We start from the raw sequence: 23,954 nt of genomic DNA on the forward strand, positions 1-23,954 counted from the left end.
GAAGGACTTACTCAATGCCCAATGCCCGTGCTAGAAGCACGGGGTTTTACACCCAAGTTTTCGATAAAAAATCTTATATTTTAACGCCCAAGGCTTCCCGATTCAAAATCTGATTCAACTTACCGCTACGATAACCTTCCAAATCCAGGGTTACGTAAAGAAATCCGAAATCCTGAAATGCAGAAACTACTTTCTGTAAATCTGTTGTTAATACAAACTCTTTAATTTGTTCTGGTGGTAATTCAACGCGTGCTGTATCCCCTTCCGATCGCACGCGCAAATTCTGCCAACCCAGTTTTCTTAAGAAAATTTCTGCTCTACCAACTCGTTGTAACTTAGCGACAGTAATCTCTTCACCATAAGGGAACCGGGAACTGAGGCAAGGTTGAGCGGGTTTATCCCACCAAGGTAAACCGAGTTGTTGCGAAAGTTGGCGAACTTCAACTTTGGTGACACTCACTTCGGCTAAAGGCGATCGCGCCCCTCTTTCTTTTGCTGCTTGAATTCCTGGGCGATAATCATGCAAATCATCGGCATTTACCCCATCTACTACATAAGGATAACCCAACTCTAAAGCTAAAGGTTTGAGAGTATCGTGCAATTCACTTTTACAAAAATAGCAGCGATTAACTGGGTTAGAAGTGTAATTGGGATTTTCCATTTCGTGAGTCTGGACGATTTTATGAGGAATCCCAATAGTTGCGGCTTGAATTTTGGCATCTTCTAACTCTTCTGGCAACAGCGAAGGAGAAACAGCCGTGACAGCCAGAGCGCGATCGCCCAATGTATCATAAGCAATTTTGGCAACCAAAGTGCTATCAACGCCCCCAGAGTAGGCAATCAACGCTTGTTCCATTTCTTGAAATAAGGCTCTTAATTGCTCAAATTTTTCTGTCAGCATAATTGGCAAATCCTTTTACAGCCCCATAAAACCCTGCAAATTCCATTCTAGTAAAAACAAATTTGGCTTTAGATTGGCGCTTTGCTATATTTAGCTACCAGGCTGGCTAAAAGTGGTAAATCAATCGGCTTAGAAATATAGTCATTTACTCCAGCAGCTAAACAGGTTTCGCGATCGCCTTTCATCGCCATTGCTGTTTGAACAATTATCGGAATCACTTGATATCGCTGATTTTCTCGCAGTTGTTGCACCAAGTTAAGACCATTTCCATCTGGCAGAGAAACATCCATTAAAATCACTGCTGGCTCTAACACTGTTAGAACTTCCCACATCTCGACAGCACTCTTAACGCAAGTCAATCGATACCCCAATTTCCCTAGATAAATTTGCATCAAATCAGCGTTAGGTAAGTCATTTTCTACCAGCAAAATATCTACAGAAGAACTAGGGGTAAAAGTTACAGGAGATGAAGAGTATTTTGCTTCTCCTACTCCCTCATCCTCCCCCACTCCCTCATCCCCCCCTACTCCCCCTCTTGCTTCCGGGGAAGTACAAGGGTAAAACGGGAGCCGCCATCTACTTCAGATTCTACTTTCACGTAACCACAATGAATTTGGGCGAGTTTGCGAGTTACAGCTAAACCCAAACCAGTCCCTTCAGCACCAGCAGCGACAGCCTTGGCAATTTGGAAATAGGGTTCAAATAGTTGAGTTTGGTCTTCTTGAGAAATGCCAGTGCCAGTATCCCAAACTGTAAAATGTACAGATACACCTTCGGGAACAACCTGTAAGCCAACACTTCCTTTGCTGGTAAACTTTAGGGCATTGAAGAGTAAATTTAACAGCATTTGCTTGAGTCGCAAAGAGTCAGCTACTAGGGTTGTGATATCAGGGTCAATTTCTAGGCACAGTTTTAAACCCTTATTAGCAGCTTTCTCTTTCACCAGTGCCAAAACATTGTTACATAGCAGTGGCACATCTACAGTTTCCCACTGCACTTCTAGCTGATTTGCTTCAATTTTAGAGAGATCCAAAATATCATTAATCAGAGCTAGCAAGTGCTTGCCACTAGACTGAATGATGTTTAAATACTCCCGTTGGCGTTCTATGGTTGGTTCATACCCTGGAGCTAAAAGCAGGTGAGTAAAGCCAATAATAGAACTAAGCGGTGTGCGAATTTCGTGGCTGGTGTTTGCCAGAAACTGATTTTTGAGTTGATTGGTACGCTCCAATTCTTGATTAGAGCTACTCAAATCTTGATATCGTTGCTGCGAAGATAAGATGTGTCTAAGTTGTAACAATGCCGTAGTACAGTATTTGGCAGACCTTGCCATAAATTCCGATCTGAATTGAGCTTGCGATTCTATCGGTGACTCACAATCAGAGCTGAGGGACGACGCTGCGGCGATCGCTAGCCAGCCGAGGATCTTGCCAGAATCATCAGCTAACCGCCAAGCACTTGGCGGCTGTTGATTCTCAAGCTGCTGCAAATCTTCGAGTTCTATAACCTCTTGCAATCTTAACAGCAGCTTTTTTTCTGCTGTCAGCACTTCTAGAAATAAAGGTTGTGAGTTTTGAGATGGAGAACGAGAAACATAGCAAACTGTGGCAATAGTCTCTTCTGGTTGAAACAGAGCGATGCCGACAGCATAATCTGTAAGGGCCAGATGACTGCTGTTCATTACATTGTTAATCTCGTTAACCACAGCTTGAAGAATTTCTGCTTCTGCGGCTTCTGCCTGGAGGACAGTGTTACAAGCAGAAAGCAGGTAATCATTAAGGCGACTTTGCAACTGGTTCAAGCTGCTCTCCAGCCACAACTTGGCGCGAAGTTGCTGAATTGTTGTCAAAAGTTTTGGCGTTGCATCTATCTGTGAGTTCTGGTCTGGTAAGCTTGAGTACTGCTGCATGGTCAACTCGACCGCTGAACAAGTTTAGCTTTGCATAAAAATCCAAAAAGGATTTTATGTATATTAGCGGACAATTCTTTTATATTTATAAACCATAACTTATGTTGTTATAAACCATAACTTATGATGTCGAATTTAGCAGCTAGTCCAAAAAAATTATTATATGAACCACTGACCTAAAATTTTTTAAAAGTAACTTCGGACTTATGGATACACAATTCGCTCAACTAATCGTCAATGGGATTGCGGTGGGGAGCATTATTGCTCTAGCCGCAGTTGGACTCACTCTTACATCTGGAATTTTACGGCTATCTAACTTTGCTCATGGTGACTTTTTAACTTTAGGAGCCTATCTCACCTGGCTGATCAATACTATTGGAGTTAATATTTGGCTGTCAATGATCCTGGCGGCGGCGGGAACAGTAGCAGCAATGCTGTTATCAGAAAAGTTATTGTGGTCAAGAATGCGCTCTATCCGTGCTACTTCCACGACGCTGATTATTATTTCTATCGGACTTGCCTTATTTATTCGCAATGGGATTATTTTTATTTGGGGTGGCAAAAACCAAAATTATAATTTACCTGTCACCACAGCTTTAGATATATTTGGTTTAAAAGTGCCCCAAAATCAATTATTGGTTTTGGGGTTGGCTGTGCTAGCGATATTGGCGCTGCATTACCTGTTGCAAAATACCAAAATTGGTAAAGCGATGCGAGCAGTTGCAGACGATCTAGACTTAGCCAGGGTTTCAGGTATCAATGTTGACCGGGTAATTTTCTGGACTTGGCTAATTGCTGGCACTCTTACGTCATTGGGCGGAAGTATGTATGGGTTAATTACAGCCGTGCGCCCGAATATGGGATGGTTTTTAATATTACCGTTATTTGCCTCAGTAATTCTTGGTGGCATAGGCAACCCTTACGGTGCGATCGCAGCAGCTTTTATCATTGGCATTGTCCAAGAAACCAGCACACCTTGGCTGGGTTCCCAGTATAAACAGGGTGTAGCACTGTTGATCATGATTTTGGTGCTGCTCATTCGTCCCAAAGGTTTATTCAAAGGAACGATTTGAGCAGCACCACTCCACTTCTAATTATTCAATAATGTGGAAGTACCAGGCTGCTACCAGTAAGTTGATAGCTAGCAAGAATATCGCCCAGCCTGTGCGATAGGCGTAGGGAGGTTTAGCTCCACTGTCGGCAACTGGGGAATCTGCAACATTCTTTGTTGTTTTAGCGGTCATAATCCGATTCTCCTAATGTCATGACTTTTTAAGAAATACCAAACTGGGGTACCAAATACTCAAATTCTTTAAGAATATTTGTGTGAATTTGGGAATTGGGAATTGGGCATTGGGAATTGCGAATTGGGAATTAGTTATTTTCCCCTGCCCCCTGCCGCCTGTCCCCTGCCCCGTGCTCCCCGCTCCCTACTCACTCCTCTCCAGCATGATAGGAACTGCGAACCAGAGGCCCAGAACGGACATGATTGAATCCCATTTCCCATGCTAATCTGCCGAGTCGATCAAATTCCTCTGGAGTCCAATATTTTTGGACTCTTAGATGTTCAAGAGTTGGACGCATATACTGCCCCATAGTCAAGCGATCGCACTGCACACCCCTTAAATCAGCCATTGCTTCAACAACTTCATCAAGTGTTTCGCCGTGTCCCAGCATCAAACCTGATTTGGTGGGAATTGTCGGATCGATTTCTTTAACCATAGCCAGAACCGAGAGCGAGCGATCGTATTTGGCTCCCCGACGCACTGGCCCAGTTAACCGTTGCACTGTCTCGATATTGTGATTAAAACAAGCTGGTTTGGCTTTGACAATCATCGCTATCCGTTGGCGTTGGCCTGATTCCCCAACACCAGCACCACCCCAAAAATCTGGGGTCAGCACTTCAATTTGAGTTTCTGGGTTCAATTGGCGGATAGTAGCGATCGTCTCCACAAAGTGCCCTGCACCCTGATCGGGCAAATCATCACGGGCAACAGAAGTCAGCACCACATAACGCAATCCCAAAAGCTGTACCGCCTGTGCTACCTTTTGAGGTTCCTCTAAATCAAGAGGCATCGGTGCATGACCTTTATCTACTTGACAAAAAGCACAAGCTCGTGTACAAGTAGGCCCCATTAGTAAGAAAGTTGCAGTTTTTTGGGCATAGCACTCTCCCCGGTTGGGACAACGACCTTCTTCGCAAATTGTGTGAATTTGACGTTGCTTAATAATGCGTTGTACGGTGGAGATTTCACTGGCTTTGGCAATAGGGCGACGTAACCAGCTAGGCATTGCCGTAATTTCAGACTTTAGTTCGGCTTGTTGTGACGAAATCATAGACATCTAAGCAAGATGTGGATATAAGGTAGTGGTCTTTCAATGAACAAATGATAGATAAGAATAGACGCAGAGAACGGTCTTAATATCTCCGTGTCTCCGTGTCCTTACATACTTTATGCCTTAGATAAAATCTAAAGCCTTAAATATCACCATGACATAAATCGAAAAGAGCGCCAGCAAAAGTTTTGCAACATACCTCTAGCAATGTCATTTATACCGAAATATACTATCCCCCAATTGCTAGAAATTTTGTATATAGTGGGGGAATTCTCAATGACAATCGGCAAAACCGCTATTTACACTTAAAGTTTCTGTTAGAGCAAACAGTCGTGGCAAGCAACAAGATTTTAGTTATTGATGACACTACAGTTGTCAGGGTAAAGGTACGAGAAATGTTGCCTCCAGGCAATTTCGAGGTACTGGAAGCAAAAGACGGTTTGGAAGGACTAAATTTTATCCTTCAGGAAAAACTCAGCCTGATTATGCTGGATTTCCTGTTGCCTAAAATGAGTGGCTGGGAGGTTTTCCAGAAAGTTCAAGCCGATCCGGAATTAAGGAAGATTCCTTTGGTGATCATGTCTGGTCGCAAGGAAGAGGTCACTGAAAAAATCACAGAACCCTTTGAATACTTTGAATTTCTAGGCAAGCCTTTCGATCAGAAGCAACTAATTAACGCAATTAAGTTAGCGATGACCAAGGCGAAACAGCCACGCCCAGAGTTCGTTACAGTCGGAGCAGGGGTTGCTGTTAAAAATGGCACAACTTTAACTTCTAGTGTTGCAACTGCTACAGTAGCAGCCCCTAGCATCGCCAATACTGCAATGCCTACGGCGGCAAGCAACGCAACTCCTACTACCGCACAAGCCTCCGACACAGAACTTAATTCATTAAACGAGAAAATTGTCAAAATGCAAGCTGAAATTGATGCTTTGAAAAAACAGTTAACTCAGGTTGTGACCTTTATTAAACAAAAAATCAAGTAACATTTGTGTTCCTTACTATCGCAGTCAAAAATACTCCGTTTCTAATAACGGGTGTCGGATTAGAAGCGGGTAAAAATACTTAGGTAAAGAACACTTATGTTGACAAATCATCGTTGAGGACAAAATTCAAAAACAGGAAAAAACAACTAGCGATTATCTGCGCCTTTATAAATTTTGAATTTTGAATTTCCCATTTGCACTGGTCTTCACAGAAGAAGATGTTTACAGTCTAAAAAAGCATTTCTAAGCCCACTAAACCTGCCACATTTTCCTCTTAATATAAGGAGAACGGCAGGCTTTTTTGTTATTCACTCTGCTGTCTACAAAATCTACATCAAAACTGGATAACTAGCCCATAAATTGAACGCAGTAAAAGTAAATATTTCCTAGATAAATTTAGTAGTAATGTGCTTGGCAAGCTTATATCTTTATATAAAAATTATCCTCTTGACAATCACATAGTTCAAGAACGGATATTGACTAAAAAAGTATCTTTTTTAAGATAAATTAAATCAATGAAATTCCTCTTTGCTGATAATGATAGCCTTCATACGGGAATACTAAACCATAGAAACAAGAATTATGAGTTAGTCTGCAATGTTAGTAGTATCAGATACATTATATACGTTTCCTGGCTATCGCATCACCGAGCAAATCTACTCTGGCAGTAAAACCCTAGTTTATCGGGGTATTAGAGAACAAGACCAAAAACCTGTCGTTCTCAAATTAATGCGGAATGAATATCCTACGTTCGCGGAAATCGCCCAGTTCCGCAATCAATATATTATCACCCAAAACCTTGATATTCCTGGCATACTCAAAACCTATAGTTTAGAAAGCTACCGTAACAGCTACATCTTAGTGATGGAAGATTTTGGTGGGATTTCGCTGCAAGACTGGCGACTAGAGAACAAGGAGAAGGAGGAAAACTATCTTTCCCTCAATGAGTTTTTTAACATTGCTATTAAAATTGCTTCTATCCTTGAGGGACTACATCGCGAGCGCATTATTCACAAAGACATCAAGCCTGCCAACATCCTCATAAACCCTACCACAGATGAAATAAAAATCATCGACTTTAGTATTGCCACCCTCCTACCAAGAGAAATTCAATTTCTCACAAATCCCAACATCTTAGAAGGCACTCTGGCTTACATTTCTCCAGAACAAACTGGAAGGATGAACCGAGGTATCGACTATCGCACTGATTTTTATTCCCTTGGTGTTACCTTCTTTCAATTCCTTACCGGACAGTTACCCTTTACTGCTCAAGATCCGATAGAGTTAGTTTACTCTCACATTGCCAAACAACCACTAAAAGCCAGCCGGATTAACTCTAACATTCCAACAATTTTGTCTGAAATTATCAGCAAGCTGATGGCAAAAAATGCCGAAGATCGGTATCAGAGTGCTTTGGGGTTAAAGCATGACTTGGAGCGATGCCAAAGCCAGTGGGAAGAAATAGGAAACATTACACCCTTTGAACTAGGCGTGAGAGACATCTCAGACCGTTTCGTAATCCCTGAAAAACTTTATGGTCGTCAAGGTGAAGTTGAAACCTTACTCGCTGCTTTTAAAAGTGTGACAGAAGGAGCGACAGAAATGATATTAGTCGCGGGTTTTTCTGGCATTGGCAAAACTGCTGTAATCAATGAAGTTCACAAGCCTATTGTGCGGCAACGTAGTTACTTCATCAAAGGAAAGTTCGATCAGTTTCAACGTGACATTCCCTTATCAGGGTTGGTGCAAGCTTTTCGAGACTTAATCGGGCAACTACTCTCAGAAACGGATACCAGAATTCAACAGTGGAAAACTAAAATTCTGCGGGAATTGGGTACACAGACGCAGGTAATTATTGATGTAATTCCTGAACTCGAACAGATTATTGGCAAGCAACCTCCAGTTACAGAACTCTCTGGTATTACTGCCCAAAATCGTTTCAATTTATTGTTTAAAAAATTTATCCAAATCTTTACAACTAAAGAACATCCTCTAGTTATATTTCTCGATGACTTGCAATGGGCAGATACAGCCTCTTTGAAATTAATTCAGTTATTAATGTGTGAGAGCAGTTTTTCTTCTCTTTCAGAAGAGATAGAACAGACGCATGAAAGTCAGGGTGGATTATTATTAATTGGTTCCTATCGAGACAATGAAGTTTTCAAGGCACATCCGCTTTATTTGACATTACAAGAGATTGAAATATCAGGAGCAACTATTAATACAATCACCCTAGCACCATTAAATCAGGGTGATTTAAATCATCTCATAGCTGATACTCTGCATTGTCCTGAAGTAGTTGCAGTTCCTCTCACCCAAATGGTGTTTGCTAAAACCAAAGGCAATCCATTCTTTTGTGTCCAATTCCTTAAGTCTTTATATGATGAGGGGCTAATCGTATTAAACTTTGATGTCGGTCATTGGGAGTATGATATTTCTAAAGTCAAAGAATTAGCTCTCACAGATGATGTAGTGGAATTTATCGCCCTGCAAATAGAAAAATTGCCAATCAATACCCAAAGAGTTCTGAAGCTTGCTGCCTGTATCGGTAATCAATTTGACTTAAAGAGTCTAGCGATTGTCAATGAAAAATCTGTAGTAGATACAGCATCACATTTGTGGCAAGCATTACTTGATGGACTAATTTTACCACAGACCGAAAATTACAACATCTTTGCAAAAGAAAATACTAATCAAGAATTCATTGTTCATGGAATAGAGTCTATACAATTTTCCAGTTCTAATTTACAGCTACCTAAATATAAATTCGTACACGACCGGGTGCAGCAAGCAGCTTATTCTTTAATTCCCGAAGAACAAAAAAAGCCAATTCACTTAAAAATTGGACTACTGTTATTGAAGAATATTCCAGTTGCAGAACAGGAAGAAAAGATTTTTGAGCTTGTCAATCAGTTTAATATCGCAGTAGAATTTATCTCCCCTCAAGCTAAACGAGATGAACTAGCCCAGATGAATCTAATTGCTGGACGTAAAGCTTTAGCATCAACAGCTTATCCAGCTGCTCTTAATTATTTAACTACTGGTATCCAACTGCTGACAGATGATAGTTGGGAGACAAAACATGGTCTTACCCTAGCTTTATATGAGACTGCGACAGAATCAGCATACCTGGCTGGCAATTTTGAACAGATGGAGGAATTAGCAGAGGTGGTGTTGGGAGGTGAAACACTGCTAGAAAAAGTAAAAGTTTATGAAGTCAAAATTCAGGCTTATGGGGCGCAAAACCAATCACTAGAGGCTGTAAATACTGGTCTAACTTTTTTGAATCTTTTAGGAGTCAAGTTTCCTGAACATCCAAGTCAATCTGATATTCAGTTAGCAATGGCAGAATTAACATCGAATCTCAATGAAAGACCCATTGAGGACTTAATTAATCTGCCGGAAATGATAGAAGCCCAACCTCTAGCAATAATGCGTATATTATCAACTGTAAACCCTCTTACCTATGCAGTTGCTCCTGAACTTTTTCCGCTCATTGTTCTGAAAACAATCGATTTATCGCTCAAACACGGCAATGCTCCTTCCTCTCCTTTAGGCTATGGTAATTACGGGTTAATACTCAGCAGCTTAGTAGGAGATATTGAGTCTGGCTATCAATTTGGTAAACTATCTAGTAGTTTGGCAGATAAGCTGAATGCTAAAGGTGTTCAAGCTAAAATTATGCTAGTATTTAACACAACTATTAGGCATTGGAAGGAACATACTAGGAAAGTATTAAAACCTTTAATGGAAGGTTACTATGCCGCACTAGAAATAGGAGATTTAGAATATGCAGCTTATTATCTTCACTCTTATTCCTATTCTTCATATTTCATTGGTGAAGTACTCACAGGGTTAGAATGTGAGATGGCAAATTACAGTAATGTCATCAGACAAATTAACCAAAAAACAGTATTTAACTGGATTACGATCCATCAACAGAGCGTCTTGAACTTGATAGGAAATGCAGCAGATCCCTGTTATTTAATTGGTGAAGCTTACGATGAAAAAAAAATGTTGCCACTTTACCATGATACTAATGATGTCATGGGAATTTTCTATTTATATGTAAGCAAACTACATCTCTGTTACCTATTTAGGCAATATCCTTTAGCTTTACAAAATGCTACTTTAGCAGAAAAGTATTTACAAGGTGGAATAGGACAGCAGGTTACTCCTATTTTCTACTTGTATGATTCACTAACACGACTGGCTGCATACCCTGATGCATCGGGTGATGAGCAAAGGTGCATTCTGAATAAGGTTCAAGAGAATCAGCAAAAAATGCAGCATTGGGCGCATCATGCTCCAATGAATTATTTACACAAATATTATCTTGTAGAGGCTGAAAGGTATCGGATTGGTGGTCAATATCTTGAAGCAATGGAATTTTACGATCGCGCTATCTTCCTTGCTAAAGAACATGAATATATTAATGAAGAAGCCCTAGCTCAAGAACTTGTGGCCAAATTTTATTTAGAATGGGGCAAACAAAAGATTGCTCAAACCTATCTAACAGATGCTTATTATAGCTACGTTCGCTGGGGAGCGTTAGCCAAAGTTGATGATTTGGCAAAACGCTATCCTCAATTACTTGCTCCTATATTCCAGCAAGAAAAAGTAAGTATCAAGTCCAGCGAAGAAAATACTTCTTTCAATAATACATCTATATCATCTTTATCTACTCTGAGTAATCACCAAACTGTTATTGGCTCGAAGACAAGTATTTCTGATTCTCTGGATTTAGCCGCATTTATTAAAGCATCTCAAGCCCTCTCTGGGGAAATCGAGCTAGAGCGACTACTTTCTACATTGATGGAAGTTGTTATGGAGAATGCAGGAGCCTCTAAATGTGCTTTAATTTTAAGCGAAAGTGATAACTTAGCATTAACTGTCACAGCAGTTTGTTCAAGTTCAAATTTTGAGCATACCTACACTGAGTTTCCATCAACTTGCCTGGAGTCAAGCTACGATGTTCCCATTACTTTGATTAACTACGTTAAACGCTCCAGAGAGATATTGGTAATTGATGATGCAATGGCTGTTTCTTTTCTAGCAGATGATAACTACATTCTTAGTGAAGAGCCTAAGAGTTTGTTGTCTATACCTCTTCTAAATCAAGGTAAATTGATTGGGATTCTTTACCTAGAAAATCATCTGACTACTGGAGCCTTTACCCGCGATCGCGTAGAAGTTATCAAACTCCTTACTACTCAAGCAGCAATATCTCTAGAGAATGCTTTTCTCTACAAAAATTTGGCACAAGCTAAGGAAAGCTTAGAGGAATATAACCATACCTTAGAAGAAAAAGTCCAGGAAAGAACTCGGGAACTTAACGACAAAAATCACTCTTTACAAGAAACTCTCCAGGAATTACAGCGTACCCAAATTCAATTGATTCAAAGTGAGAAAATGTCTTCTCTAGGACAAATGGTAGCGGGGATTGCTCATGAAATCAATAACCCGATTAACTTTATTTATGGCAACATTAGTCATACTAGTGAGTATGTCCAAGATTTGCTTAATCTGGTAATTGTTTATCAACAAGAATATCCCCATCCTTCACCTTTAGTTGAAGAAAAGTTTGAGGAAATTGATATAGATTTTCTAGCAGAAGATTTACCAAAGATTCTAAATTCAATGAAGGTGGGGAGTTCGCGTATCCGAAATATTGTTTTGGGCTTACGCAACTTTTCTCGCTTAGATGAATCTGAGATGAAACCTGTAGATATTCATGATGGGATAGACAGTACCTTAATGATTTTGCAACACCGAATTAAGGAAAATAGCAACTTTCCTGAAATTGAAGTCATCAAGCAATATGGGAAATTACCGGAAGTTATTTGTTATCCTGGTCAACTAAATCAGGTGTTTATGAATATCCTGAGTAATGCAATCGATGCTTTAGAAGATTCATTTGTAATTAGTCATTCATCATTGGTAAATGATAAAGAACAAATAATAAATGTTCTAGATACATCATTAGCTTCTGATTTTGTCGGGCAAATTCACATCTTTACTGAACTAACAGATTCTAATACGGCGATAATTCGGATTGCCGATAATGGTTCTGGTATGACAAAAGCGGTACAGCAGAAAATATTTGACCCATTTTTTACTACCAAGTCGGTAGGAAATGGCACAGGGTTAGGGCTATCCATTAGCTATCAGATTATTGTGGACAAACACAAAGGTACTTTAACCTGCGATTCCACATTAGGAAAGGGGACTGAGTTCGTGATTGAGATCCCGATGCAACAGTCAGATATCTAGACTCAGTAGGTAAGCAAGAATATTTAAAGCAAGTTTTTAGTAAGACTTTAGTGCTTACTGCAAACTTGCTTATCCATCAATTTAACTTGAAAATCTATTAAGATGCGGGTGTAGTTGTCATATTAATTAAAGACTCTTGACGCGCACGTTGTCCTATCATTACCATTTTAACTCCACTGCTTGGAGCAAGGTTAAAACCTCGACGCTGAGGTTGTTCTGGCCGATGATCAACTAGCGTCAAGTCATAGCGTGACACAATGGTTGCTAATGCTAGCTTAATTTCAAATAGAGCCAAAGCTTCGCCCATACAACGACGGACACCACCGCCAAAGGGCAGGAATTCATAGGGAGAAAATTGACGTTCAATAAAGCGCTCTGGTTTAAATTGCTTAGATTGGGGATATAAATCCTCTCGATGATGAGTGAGATAAATACTGGGAAGCAGTATAGTTCCAGCATCTAAAGGATGTCCCAATAATTCCAGGGGTTCTTGCACTACCCTGGGAAAGGAAAACATGGTGACGGGGTAAATTCGCAAGGTTTCATTACAGATAGCTGTAAGATATGGTAGTCGGGAAATGCTTATAGGATCTAGAGAATCACCTAGAGTATCCAGTTCTTGGAGCAGTTTTTCACGAACTAAAGGCTTTTTGTGAATCCAGTATAATCCCCAAGCCATTGCCGTTGCAGTAGTATCATAGCCAGCAAGTATTAGGGTTATTAACTGATCGTGCAACTCTTGATCTGTCATCGGTTGACCTGCTTCATCCCGACATGATATAAGCAAAGAGAGAATATCGGTGCGTTCTGGATCGCGTTGTTGCTTACACTCAGTAATTTCAGTGTAGAGAAATTGATCAATTTTCTCTCGAACGCGCAGGAACTTTCCCCAAGGACTCCAAACTCCTAAATCTTGTTGCAAGGACGAGAAAAGAAATAAACTAGAAGTAAGAGGCGACTCAAAAAGCTGTAAGAAGGATGGTAATAGTTGCCTAAGTTTTTGAATTTTTTCTCCTTCATAAAAGCCAAAGATAGCCTGTAAAATAACTTGCAGAGATATTTCTTTTGTTAGGTCACGAGCAAAAAATGGCTTATTTAGTGGTAACTGACTAAAGATTTTTTCAGAAGCATTACAGATTAGCTGACCATAGGCTTGCATCCGCTCTCCATGAAAAGAGGGTGTCACGAGTTGTCGTTGGCGTTTGTGGCGATCGCCCTCCAGCATCAGAACGGAATAATCCCCTAAAAGAGGCTTTAAAATTCCGTTGAGTTCGCCGACGGCTGTAAACTTTTTGCGATCGTTAGTTAAAATTTCCTGAATTGCTTGGGGTTGATTCACAAAGACCACTGTACCGCCAAAACCGACTATTTCACCAGTAAAAATATCAGGATATTGCTGGGCTGCATTTTCCATATAGCCTATTGGGTCACTAACCCAATGAAGCTTTTGTACTAAAGAGGGACTTTCGAGAAGATTAGGTAGTTGCATCTATTTTTTTTGAAATTATGGTGAGCTAATGGCCATTTATTCTTCTTACTATTTTTCTAAGCAGGAGATGAAATATTTATTACATACAAATTGAAATGATACTAGTTAATATTACAATTTCACTGCTTAACTAACTTTAGCTAGTCAATTTAGGTGAAATCTGATTATTTAAATTCTATTAACTCCAGCCTCTCTAAATTTTGATACCGAGAGGACTGGTAACACCAATCGATATTACCACGAATCCAACTATGCATTCCTGATATATATTTGGGAATTTCAACATCTAATTCTTCCCTGTAATCTGGAAGAAATGATTCTGCTCTGATTAATGAATGTACTGCTTCATTATGGATTTTTGTTACCTGCTCTATTGCTTCTTCCATAGAAATTTTATTGTGATAATGCAAGACAAATATTAAATTGTGAACATCACCGCTAGCTATTTCTCTGGATACTGAAAAGATATCGTTAGACCAGGCAATAATATCAGTTGTAATTAGTTCCAGCTTTTTCACAAGGGAGTGGTTTCTTGAAACATCAGGAATAATGAACTGATTACAAAATTCCGCTAATGCGAGAACAGCATAAACTCCTACGCTTGATCTACGTATCATAATATAAGTGTCCACATCAGGTACAATTCCCTTGGCGCGGTTGGTAGCTTCCTGAACACACCCAAAAAAGTAGTCTTCCAAGTAGCTGATAAAGTAATTGAACCATTTTATGCTAGCTCTTTGGAGAGTTCGTTGTCGTAAGTCAATTAATGCATGACTAAATAGTGTATCTTGGCTCGTAAGTTCTGCACCATTAAGTATTTCCAAATATCTTTGGTGAAAATTATTTAATACTTCAGGTTTATTTTTTAACTCTGATAGATCGCATTGATCGTCCCAAATAAAAACCCAACTCAACCAATCATTTGCAATTTTAAGTTCTTCAAGCGGGCAGTTAGGATAGGCACTTGCCGTTAGAAAGAAAAAATTTGATTTGCAAAAACGCTTATAAGATGGTTCATTAGCTAAGAGATTAAAGTGAAGTACCCATTCAAGAGCGTGCTTTTCTAAAGCATCAATATGCTTATTAGTTTGGGACAAAAATGGGCAGTATAAAGTGGGGGAAAGTAATTCCTTCATAAAAAAGTATGAGTTTAAAGTAACGAACATTAATTACAGGAGAACAAACAAAGGCAATACACTTTTTAAGTGTCTCTAACAGAGATTTTTGAAAAATTTACTATAACTACACGTTTTCTCTAGTGTGTAAATATGATTTACATCTCTATAACTGATACGTAAACTTATATAAATATTTCAAAGGTTACTGCTTATTGTTCAATATTTTTTAGCTAAACAATAACCGAAATTATCCTGAATTATAAAATTTTATTAAAAATAGCTATGGTTTTATTAACAACATCATCCATACTGTTGACTAACTAAATAAGTTAACTTATGGGATCAACAATGTTGTTGTGCATAGCGCTACTTTTCTCAAAAGACAAGGGTAACAATGACTAATTTCAGAGCGTTCGCCTTCATGAAAGAGGATCTTCAACTCTAGCGAAAGTGCAGATTTGGGGTTGATGTCCGTGCTATAGCGATCGCTCCGGTAGTTCCAGAGAAGAATTTAGTGTAGGAATGTTGCTGTTATGACAGTTTTTGGGAACTATAGGATCGTCAGAGGATAAATTTGTCAGTCAGTGACCCCGATAAAATAGAGGTGACTTAGCTGCGATCGCAAGCAAATATCGAACAAGTAACAAGGAGTTAAATTAATTTAAATACATGAATTACAAGTCAGAGTTTCAAATACTGAATTTACCAGAAGATAGTTTAATTTTAGTAGTGGATGATACTACTACAAATTTAGAAATTGTCTTTGGCATATTAACTAATGTTGGCTTTAACGTTCTTACAGAAAATGATGCTAAAAAGGCACTTAAACAAGCTGAATATATACTACCTGACTTGATTTTATTAGATGTAATGATGCCAGGAATAGATGGCTTTGAAACCTGTAAAATGCTGAAAGAAAATTCAGCTACTTGTGACATACCAGTAATTTTTATGACAGCTAATTCTGATACTCATAGTAAGGTAAAGGGTCTAAATATCGGGGCAGTTGATTACATCACTAAACCTTTTCATGAAGAAGAATTATTAGCTAGAATTAAAACCCATCTGCAATTAAGAAATCTCACAAAAACTTTAGAAAAACGAGTTGCAGATAGGACAGCAGCCTTATCTAAGGCATTAAAAGACCTACAAGAATCTCAACTTCAGCTTGTACAGACAGAAAAAATGTCTGCCCTTGGTCAATTAGTGGCAGGAGTTGCTCATGAAATTAATAATCCCGTTGGTTTTATTCATGGCAATCTTGGACACGCTTCAATATATTTCCAAGATATGATTAACCTTATTAATCTCTATCAGGAATATTATCCTAATCCAGTTGTAGAAATTCAAGAGGAAATTAGTGCGATAGATTTGAATCATCTGCTTTGGGATCTACCGAACTTAATTTCTTCAATGAAAGAGGGTGTCCAGCGCATTCGTAACATTAGTACTAGTCTGAGAACCTTTTCTCGTGCAGATAGCGATCGCAAAATTTATTGCAACATTCATGATGGCATTGATAGCACAATTATGATTCTCAAACACCGCTTAAAAGCATCCGAAAACCGACCTGATATTCAAGTAATTAGAGATTACGATAATTTGCCAGAATTAGAATGTTTTATTGGACAATTAAATCAGGTATTTATGAATTTATTAGCTAATGCTATTGATGCTTTAGAAGAGTCGAATATAGGACGTACCTATATTGAAATTGAAGCAAATCCTAATCAAATTTTGATTCAGACTATCCTCAATGAAAACAAAAATCATATTTTGATTCGCATTAAAGATAATGGGGTGGGAATGTCAACTGATGTCCAGGAAAAAATCTTTGACCATTTATTCACTACTAAGCCTGTGGGTCAAGGTACAGGATTAGGATTATCAATTGCTCGTCAAATTGTTGTAGAAAAACATGGAGGAACTCTGGAGGTAAATTCATCACCAGAACAAGGTTCAGAGTTTATCATTAAACTTCCTATTTAAGAATCATACTAAGTACCGTTATAAGAATCTTTATGTTTAAAACAGTAGTAGGTCACAGTAACGATCCAGATTCTCTATCAGCAGTTGAAGAAGTTATTCAGCAATGTGCTAATTCTCTTGCAGGAGATATACCAAAAGCTGGGATTCTTTTTTCAGCAATTGACTTTGAACATCCTCTCATTTTGCAGCAAATTTATCAAGCTTTTCCGGGAATTGAGTTGATTGGTGGAACCACAGATGGAGAAATTTCTTCAGTCTTAGAGTTTCAGCAGGACTCAATCACTTTAATGTTGTTTTGCTCAGACGAAGTTGAAATTCATGCAGGAGTTGGACGTAAAGTTTCAAGCGATCCAATTGCTGTAACTAAACAAGCTGTAGAGCAAGCCCAAGCAAAAAGCACCGCGACTCCAAGTCTATGTTTAACTCATCCAGAGAGTCTTACAATTAGTGGTGTATCTATATTAAATGGCTTAAAGTTAGCTCTGGGTCAAAATGTGCCAATATTCGGTGGTTTGGCAGGCGACCAGTCCAGATATCAAAATACATATCAATTTTTTCAAACAGAAGTATTAAGTGATTCTGTACCAATTCTGCTTTTTTCTGGCACAATATTGTTTTCTCATGGTGTTGCAAGTGGTTGGAATCCTATCGGTCAAACAAGTCAAGTGACTAAGGTGGATAAGAACATACTCTATGAAATAGATGGTAAACCAGCTTTAGATTTTTATCATCATTATCTAGGTTTGCTTCCTCCTTCAATGGAATATCCTCTAGCAGTATTTGAGCGGGATGGAGACAAATTTTATATAAGAGCCCCTATTGCTTACAATCAGCAATCTGGTAGCATCACCTTTTTTGCAGATATTCCCGATAAAGCTATTATTCAAATTGCAGAAGCAGGTTATGAAGATATTTTGGCAGCTTCCAAAGCATCATTCATGAATGCTTTAGATAATTATCCAGGTGCAGAACCAAGTGCTGTTTTATTTTTTTCATGTGTAGCTCGTCGGCAAATACTTGGTACTAGAGCAAAGGAAGAGTACCAGAATACAAAACTCTGTTGGGCTAACCATTTACCTGGTTGTGGATTTTATTCTTATGGAGAAATTGCTCCTATAGATCGAATTAGCCAGACACAATTTCACAATGAAACATTTGTAACCTTAATTTTGGGAACTCGGTAAAAACTTATGGAAATTGTTGATTATCAACAAGAAATTAAGGAACTAAAAAAAGCGAATAGAATTATCCAAAAGCAATTAGAGCGTTCGGAAACAGACCGGATAAAACTAGAAGAGACAAATGAAAAAAAAGAATATTTGCTCAGAAAAGTAATTGATGAATTAAAAGAATATCAAAACAGCCTAGAAGAAAGAAGCTATGAGCTAGAAATGATGCTTCTTAATCTTCAGATAATACAGAATAAAATGTCTAGCTTAGGAAGTTTAGTTGCGGATGTAGCCCATGAAATTAACAACCCAGTTGGGTTTATAGCAGGTAATCTGGCTCCAGCTAAAGAATATATCGAGAATTTATTACATCTGATCGACCTCTATCAGCAAACCTATCCTCAAACATCTCAAGAAATTCAAGAAACAATCAACCTGATTGATCTGGAGTATATACGTGAGGATTTACCTAAGCTCATTTCATCAATGAAGGAAGGTACCGATCGCATTTCTAATATTAGCAACAGCTTGCGAACTTTCTCTAGAGCAGATACAGAACAAAAAGTTTTGTTTAACCTTCATGAAGGTATTGACAATACTCTCCTTATTCTCAAGCATCGTTTGAAAGATAATAAGATTCGTCCTGCTATTCAAGTAGTTAGAAACTACGGCGAACTTCCTCCTTTATTATGCTTTCCCGGACAACTGAATCAGGTATTTATGAATTTGTTGGCAAATGCAATTGATGCTTTAGAAGAGTCTAATTATGGATTGAGTTTTAATGAAATTAGTAAAAATCCCAATCAAATTACAATTCATACTGCTCAAAGTCAAGATAAAAATCACGTATTGATTAGAATTCAAGATAATGGCGTGGGAATATCTGCTGATGTTCAACAAAAAATATTTGACCATTTATTCACAACCAAACCTGTGGGAAAAGGAACTGGATTAGGATTATCAATCGCCTATCAGATTATTGCCCAAAAACATAGGGGAACTCTCGAAGTAAAATCTTTGCTAGGAAAAGGTTCTGAGTTTATAATCAATCTTCCAATTTATTAAAATAGAAAATCTATCACTTATTAAAATTAATATTTAGTCAATTTAGTTGAATATTATCGTCACCGAATAATTTATAGTTCACAATTTATAATTAACTACGGTTTTAGTTCAACAAAATTTATTTATAGACAACAGGAAAGTTTTGCCATAATAGCAAATAAGCTGATCTCTGCATAGGCGATCGCAAGATGTAAGGTAGAAAAAGCCTTGCTAAACTGGGAACTGTTGCAACGACAAGGTTCAGAAATTGTGATGGCCATCACAATTTATTAGAAACACAAGCAAGCAGCAAATTTTCTAAAAAAAGATATCAAGCAGTTACTTTATGGTCATTTTGGGGAACTCTATAACTGTAGTTCCAAGATTGTATCCTCAAAATTTATGACCAATGTACTTAATCACCCAATAGCTACGCTTAATCTTTCTTTAGAACGCGATATATTTTTACGTACATTAATCAGAGAATTGTCTGGTACTTTGCAGGATGTAGTTGGCTTAGAAGAAGCTTCTGGATTTATTAGTGTAGTTGGTGAAAGGATGGGTACGCAGATTAACCAAGATTACAAATCTGCTCTGAAAGTCTCAAATCTTTCCCCTAACCAAGTCGCTGATGTCTTGATTGATTTAAAAAGACGAATCCAAGGCGATTTTTATGTTATTGAGCAGGATGATGAAAAAATTGTCTTTGGCAATCGTGTCTGCCCATTTGCAGAAAAAGTGCTTAATCGCCCTGCCATGTGTATGATGACTTCAAACGTATTCGGGACGATCGCAGCTAACAATCTGGGCTATGCGAAAGTAGAATTGCAAGAGACAATAGCACAGGGTGCTTCTGGATGTAGAGTTATTGTTTATTTAAAACTCACAGAAGAGGCAGAAGATGCAGAAGGTCGAGAATACTTTAAGGGATTAGAATCTGTATAAACTCTTCATTACTAAACTAACTGTATAGTACAAGCTTGAGTGCAGATATGTAAATTAGAATCGAACCCTGAAATTGAAATCCCCATGACTCCTGAACAATTTCTTGAATTTGCCAGAGTTTTACCAGAACCTTTGCTCTTGGTAAGTGGAGAGGGTCAGTTGTTAGCGACCAATCAACCAGTAGCAGATATGCTGGGGTTACGTCGTCAGGAACTGCGGGGAAAAATGCTCTTTGAACTTGTAACTCAGTCTACTGACGATGTTGTAAAGTACCTGCAAGTTTGTTCATGTAGCAGAGCAATGGTGATTGGCTCCTTGACTTTACGAAAAAATGATGGACAAATGCTAATATGTCGTAGCCAAGGAGCCGTTATTCAACCTTGGTCTCCTGAATCTTCAGCTTTAATTATCTTACGCTTAGAAAATAGAACTTTAGCCAGCAGTAATTTTGTTCTCCTTAACCAGAAAATCGATGAGTTAGCAAAAGAAGTCCAGAGACGTAAACAGGCAGAGGAAGCGCTCTTGAAAGCTAATCAAGAGTTAGAAATTAGGGTTGAGGAACGTACAACCGCTTTACAAGAAACACTAAAGGAACTACAACTTACCCAAACTCAACTTATCCAAGCTGAGAAAATGTCTAGTTTAGGACAGATGGTCGCTGGTATTGCTCATGAAATTAATAACCCAGTGAGTTTTATTCATGGGAACCTCCATCACGCCCATAAATATACTCATGATTTACTGAAATTGGTGCAAATTTATCAACAAGTTTGTCCGAATACTCTAGAAATTCAACAAAAGCTAGAAGAAATAGACTTAGATTTTCTGATTCAAGATTTAACTAAACTTTTCCAGTCAATGAAAGTGGGAACAGAGCGAATTCAGGAAATTGTTAAATCACTACGTAATTTTTCGAGACTAGATGAAGCAGAATTTAAAAAAGTTAATATTCACGAAGGAATTGATAGTGCTTTAATGATTTTGGAGCATCGACTCCAAGCTAGGCATGATTACCCAGAAATTAAAGTCATCAAAAAATATAGTCAGCTACCTAATGTAACTTGCTATCCCGGTCAACTAAACCAAGTGTTTATGAATATACTTGCTAATGCAATCGATGCACTTGAAGCTTCGGTAAGCAATTCAGAAATAACTGACAATCAAAAGCTGATAAGAAATAATCTCCAAATTCAAATCAAAACTGAAGTAATCGATGACAAATGGGTAACGGTTAGTATTGCTGATAATGGTTTGGGAATAAGTGAACAACTTCGCTCAAAGGTATTCGATCCGTTTTTCACTACTAAACCCGTGGGTAAAGGGACAGGACTAGGGTTATCTGTAAGCTATCAGATTATTGTTGGAAAACATGACGGACAACTTAGCTGTTTTTCTGTTCCAGGAAAAGGTGCGGAATTTGTTATTAAGATACCTGTTAACTCAGGCTCGTAAAATTTTAGGACTTATAAATCAATACACTTCAGTTAAGTATTTCTTCTCTCTCTTCTCTCTGTGTCCTCTGCGCCTCTGCGGTTCGTAAAAAAAGAGTTTTAGCCTTAAGAAGATGTTTGAAAAGTCCTTTTATTAGTAGCAAAACGTTTTAGATCCCCCTAAATCCCCCTTAAAAAGGGGGACTTTGATTCCAGTTCCCCCCCTTTTTAAGGGCAGGGCTGATTCATTCCCCAAAGAGCGCTAAATATCAAGGGTTATAGCGATTTAAAATTGATTATTTTGTTACCAGCTTGCCAAGAAAATGAACAATTTTACTGTTGTTCAAGTGCTTAAAAGTTCATCTTCTCGTCACCCTCACTTACAATTTTCTCGCTAACCATCTTGACAAACTCCTTCGTCTTGTGGAATGAATCAGCCCTGCTTTTTAAGGGGGGTTAGGGGGGATCAACAAGTGCCTAAAATCACAGCTAAATACTTTTCAAACAACCTCTAAGTGAACCATATTGACTTATAAACGCATATTCATGTATAAACAAAAGCCTGTCTGCTAATTAGCAAACAGGCGTGTCTTTGAGTGCAAAGTTGTATTGAAACCCGGTTAAATCTTAGCGGTAGAATCAACTGAGGGTTGAGACTGACTAACCGAATCTAACTTTGGTAAAAGCACTAGATTTTGTGTTTTTACATTACTTTTGATTGTTGCTTGCAAAAATGGGGTATTGGAGATGGAATTGTTAGCCAATGTAAACAGTGGATTTGACAAAATCCCTGCTATAGAAGTGGCAATTAATGTTACCACCAACCCTACTTGCAAAGGTCTTAGCCCAGGCAAATCCCAACGCACTTGGGGATAATTTTTTACTGCGTCGGACATTTCATGTGGTTCTTTGACTACCATCATCTTAACTACGCGAATGTAGTAGTAGATGGAGACGACGCTGGTAATTAAGCCCAGTAAGACTAACCAATAAAGCCCTGCTTGCCAACCAGCCCAGAATAAATAAATCTTGCCGAAAAACCCAGCCAACGGGGGAATACCACCCAGGGAAAGCAGGGCAATACTCAACCCCAGTGTTAGGAGTGGGTCTTTTTGATACAAGCCAGAGTATTCGGCAATCTGATCGGTTCCTGTCCGCAGTGAGAACAGGATGATGCAGGTAAAGCCACACAGGTTCATGAACAAGTAAACCAGGAGGTAAAATATCATACTGGCATACCCGGCTTGTGTGCCAGCAATCAAGCCAATCATCACAAACCCAGCTTGGGCAATAGATGAGTAAGCTAGCATTCGTTTCATGCTGGTTTGGGCTAGGGCGACTACGTTACCCAAAATCATGCTGAGAACGGCTAGAGCGGTGAAGACAAATCTCCACTCGTCTGCAACTAGGGGGAAGGCTGTTGTCAGCAAGCGGATGGCTAGGGCAAACCCAGCTGCTTTGGAACCAACAGATAAAAAGGCGATGACTGGGGTGGGAGCGCCTTCGTAAACGTCTGGTGTCCACTGGTGGAAGGGGGCGGCGGAGATTTTGAAGCCAATACCTGCGATCGCAAAAACTAAGGCAATCACTAAACCTAAAGATTGTCCCACTTTCGCTGCGGCAATGCCATTTGCGATCGCACTTAGTTCTGTTTGTCCTCCAGATAGTCCATACAGCAGTGATACACCGTACAAAAATACTGCCGTACTGGAAGCCCCAATTAACAAGTATTTCAGCGCCGCTTCATTGGAGCGGGGGTCACGCTTGGTATAACCTGTTAACAAATAAGAGGAAATACTCAGGGTTTCTAGGGAGATGAAAATCATCACCAACTCACTAGCCCCGGATAAAAACATCCCTCCTAAAGTTGCACTCAGCAAAATAGCGATGAATTCGGCTAATGGCGTGCCGCTCTGATCGACGTAGCGAATTGACATCAGTATAGTGACGGCGGCAGACAAGGCAATGATGCCGCGAAAGACGATACTCAAATCATCACCGTTAAAGCCACCGCTAAAAGAGATGGGATTAGGAGCGTCCCATTGAAAATATAGGGCGACAATCGAAGCAAATAAACCTGCGATCGCTAGATATCCAATCCAGCGTGCGGATGTACGCCCCAAAATCAAATCAACAATCAAAACCCCCAAGAGGGTGAGAATAACAATCCCCTCTGGTAAAATCGTTCCAGCATTTAACTGGGATGCAATATTAGCAAAATCCATGAGATGTATAGGTTTTGGCGATTAGACATTAAGGCTAACTCTGTTCACTCTAGCAAGTTTTCTAATTCGCGGACTAGCTCTTTGAACAAGAATGAATCCCAAACTGTCTGACAATTAGCTTATGCCTACTGGACTACTT

The 23,954-nt window shown here is 39.0% G+C and carries 14 protein-coding genes and 1 pseudogene; 8 read left to right on the top strand and 7 right to left on the bottom strand.

Annotated elements, in window-relative coordinates:
* Positions 1-73: 73 nt before the first annotated feature.
* Both larE and hrmK read right to left on the bottom strand, forming a co-directional pair.
* Complete coding sequence (gene larE, locus GTQ43_RS29920; protein WP_265276267.1) at positions 74-901, bottom strand: ATP-dependent sacrificial sulfur transferase LarE; 828 nt, start codon at positions 899-901, stop codon at positions 74-76.
* A gap of 68 nt (positions 902-969) precedes the next feature.
* Positions 970-2,810: pseudogene (gene hrmK / locus GTQ43_RS29925) on the bottom strand (hybrid histidine kinase/response regulator HrmK).
* A gap of 206 nt (positions 2,811-3,016) precedes the next feature.
* Between hrmK and GTQ43_RS29930 the strand changes: the two are divergent.
* Positions 3,017-3,883, top strand: a complete 867-nt coding sequence (locus tag GTQ43_RS29930; RefSeq protein ID WP_265276268.1) for a branched-chain amino acid ABC transporter permease — start codon at positions 3,017-3,019, stop codon at positions 3,881-3,883.
* A gap of 21 nt (positions 3,884-3,904) precedes the next feature.
* On the opposite strand, the gene GTQ43_RS29935 is transcribed toward GTQ43_RS29930, so the two are convergent.
* The gene (locus GTQ43_RS29935) at positions 3,905-4,054 is read right to left on the bottom strand and encodes a photosystem I protein PsaX (RefSeq protein WP_265276269.1); all 150 of its coding nucleotides are present in this window, start codon (positions 4,052-4,054) and stop codon (positions 3,905-3,907) included.
* A 190-nt stretch (positions 4,055-4,244) separates the two neighbouring features.
* Positions 4,245-5,147 (bottom strand): lipoyl synthase, encoded by a 903-nt coding sequence (gene lipA / locus GTQ43_RS29940; protein WP_265276270.1) that lies wholly within the window; start codon positions 5,145-5,147, stop codon positions 4,245-4,247.
* Between the two features lie 332 nt (positions 5,148-5,479).
* Between lipA and GTQ43_RS29945 the strand changes: the two genes are divergently transcribed.
* Together GTQ43_RS29945 and GTQ43_RS29950 are read left to right on the top strand one after the other, a co-directional pair.
* Positions 5,480-6,133, top strand: coding sequence for a response regulator (locus tag GTQ43_RS29945; RefSeq protein ID WP_265276581.1), 654 nt, complete (start codon positions 5,480-5,482; stop codon positions 6,131-6,133).
* A 597-nt stretch (positions 6,134-6,730) separates the two neighbouring features.
* Positions 6,731-12,406, top strand: coding sequence for an ATP-binding sensor histidine kinase (locus tag GTQ43_RS29950; protein ID WP_265276271.1), 5,676 nt, complete (start codon positions 6,731-6,733; stop codon positions 12,404-12,406).
* Positions 12,407-12,503: 97 nt separating this feature from the next.
* Here GTQ43_RS29950 and GTQ43_RS29955 read toward each other — a convergent pair whose 3' ends face one another.
* A complete protein-coding gene (locus tag GTQ43_RS29955; RefSeq protein ID WP_265276272.1) occupies positions 12,504-13,895 on the bottom strand; it encodes a cytochrome P450 in 1,392 nt (463 codons plus the stop codon).
* Positions 13,896-14,059: 164 nt separating this feature from the next.
* Positions 14,060-15,031 carry a terpene synthase family protein gene (locus GTQ43_RS29960; RefSeq protein ID WP_265276273.1) on the bottom strand — a complete coding sequence of 324 codons (972 nt, stop codon included), beginning with the start codon at positions 15,029-15,031 and terminating at the stop codon, positions 14,060-14,062.
* 651 nt (positions 15,032-15,682) lie between these two features.
* Between GTQ43_RS29960 and GTQ43_RS29965 the strand changes: the two genes are divergently transcribed.
* The 5 genes from GTQ43_RS29965 to GTQ43_RS29985 all read left to right on the top strand — a co-directional run bounded on the left by GTQ43_RS29965 (position 15,683) and on the right by GTQ43_RS29985 (position 21,612).
* Positions 15,683-17,002, top strand: coding sequence for a hybrid sensor histidine kinase/response regulator (locus GTQ43_RS29965; protein ID WP_265276274.1), 1,320 nt, complete (start codon positions 15,683-15,685; stop codon positions 17,000-17,002).
* Positions 17,003-17,034: 32 nt separating this feature from the next.
* Positions 17,035-18,186, top strand: coding sequence for an FIST signal transduction protein (locus tag GTQ43_RS29970; RefSeq protein ID WP_265276275.1), 1,152 nt, complete (start codon positions 17,035-17,037; stop codon positions 18,184-18,186).
* A gap of 6 nt (positions 18,187-18,192) precedes the next feature.
* Positions 18,193-19,236 (top strand): sensor histidine kinase, encoded by a 1,044-nt coding sequence (locus GTQ43_RS29975; protein WP_265276277.1) that lies wholly within the window; start codon positions 18,193-18,195, stop codon positions 19,234-19,236.
* 381 nt (positions 19,237-19,617) lie between these two features.
* On the top strand, positions 19,618-20,160 hold the full coding sequence (locus GTQ43_RS29980) for a methanogen output domain 1-containing protein (RefSeq protein WP_265276278.1): 543 nt from the start codon (positions 19,618-19,620) through the stop codon (positions 20,158-20,160).
* Between the two features lie 84 nt (positions 20,161-20,244).
* A complete protein-coding gene (locus GTQ43_RS29985) occupies positions 20,245-21,612 on the top strand; it encodes an ATP-binding protein (protein WP_265276279.1) in 1,368 nt (455 codons plus the stop codon).
* A gap of 598 nt (positions 21,613-22,210) precedes the next feature.
* Here GTQ43_RS29985 and GTQ43_RS29990 read toward each other — a convergent pair.
* Positions 22,211-23,815, bottom strand: a complete 1,605-nt coding sequence (locus GTQ43_RS29990) for an NAD(P)H-quinone oxidoreductase subunit N (RefSeq protein WP_265276280.1) — start codon at positions 23,813-23,815, stop codon at positions 22,211-22,213.
* Positions 23,816-23,954: the final 139 nt, after the last annotated feature.

Source organism: Nostoc sp. KVJ3, assembly GCF_026127265.1.
Lineage (GTDB): Bacteria > Cyanobacteriota > Cyanobacteriia > Cyanobacteriales > Nostocaceae > Nostoc.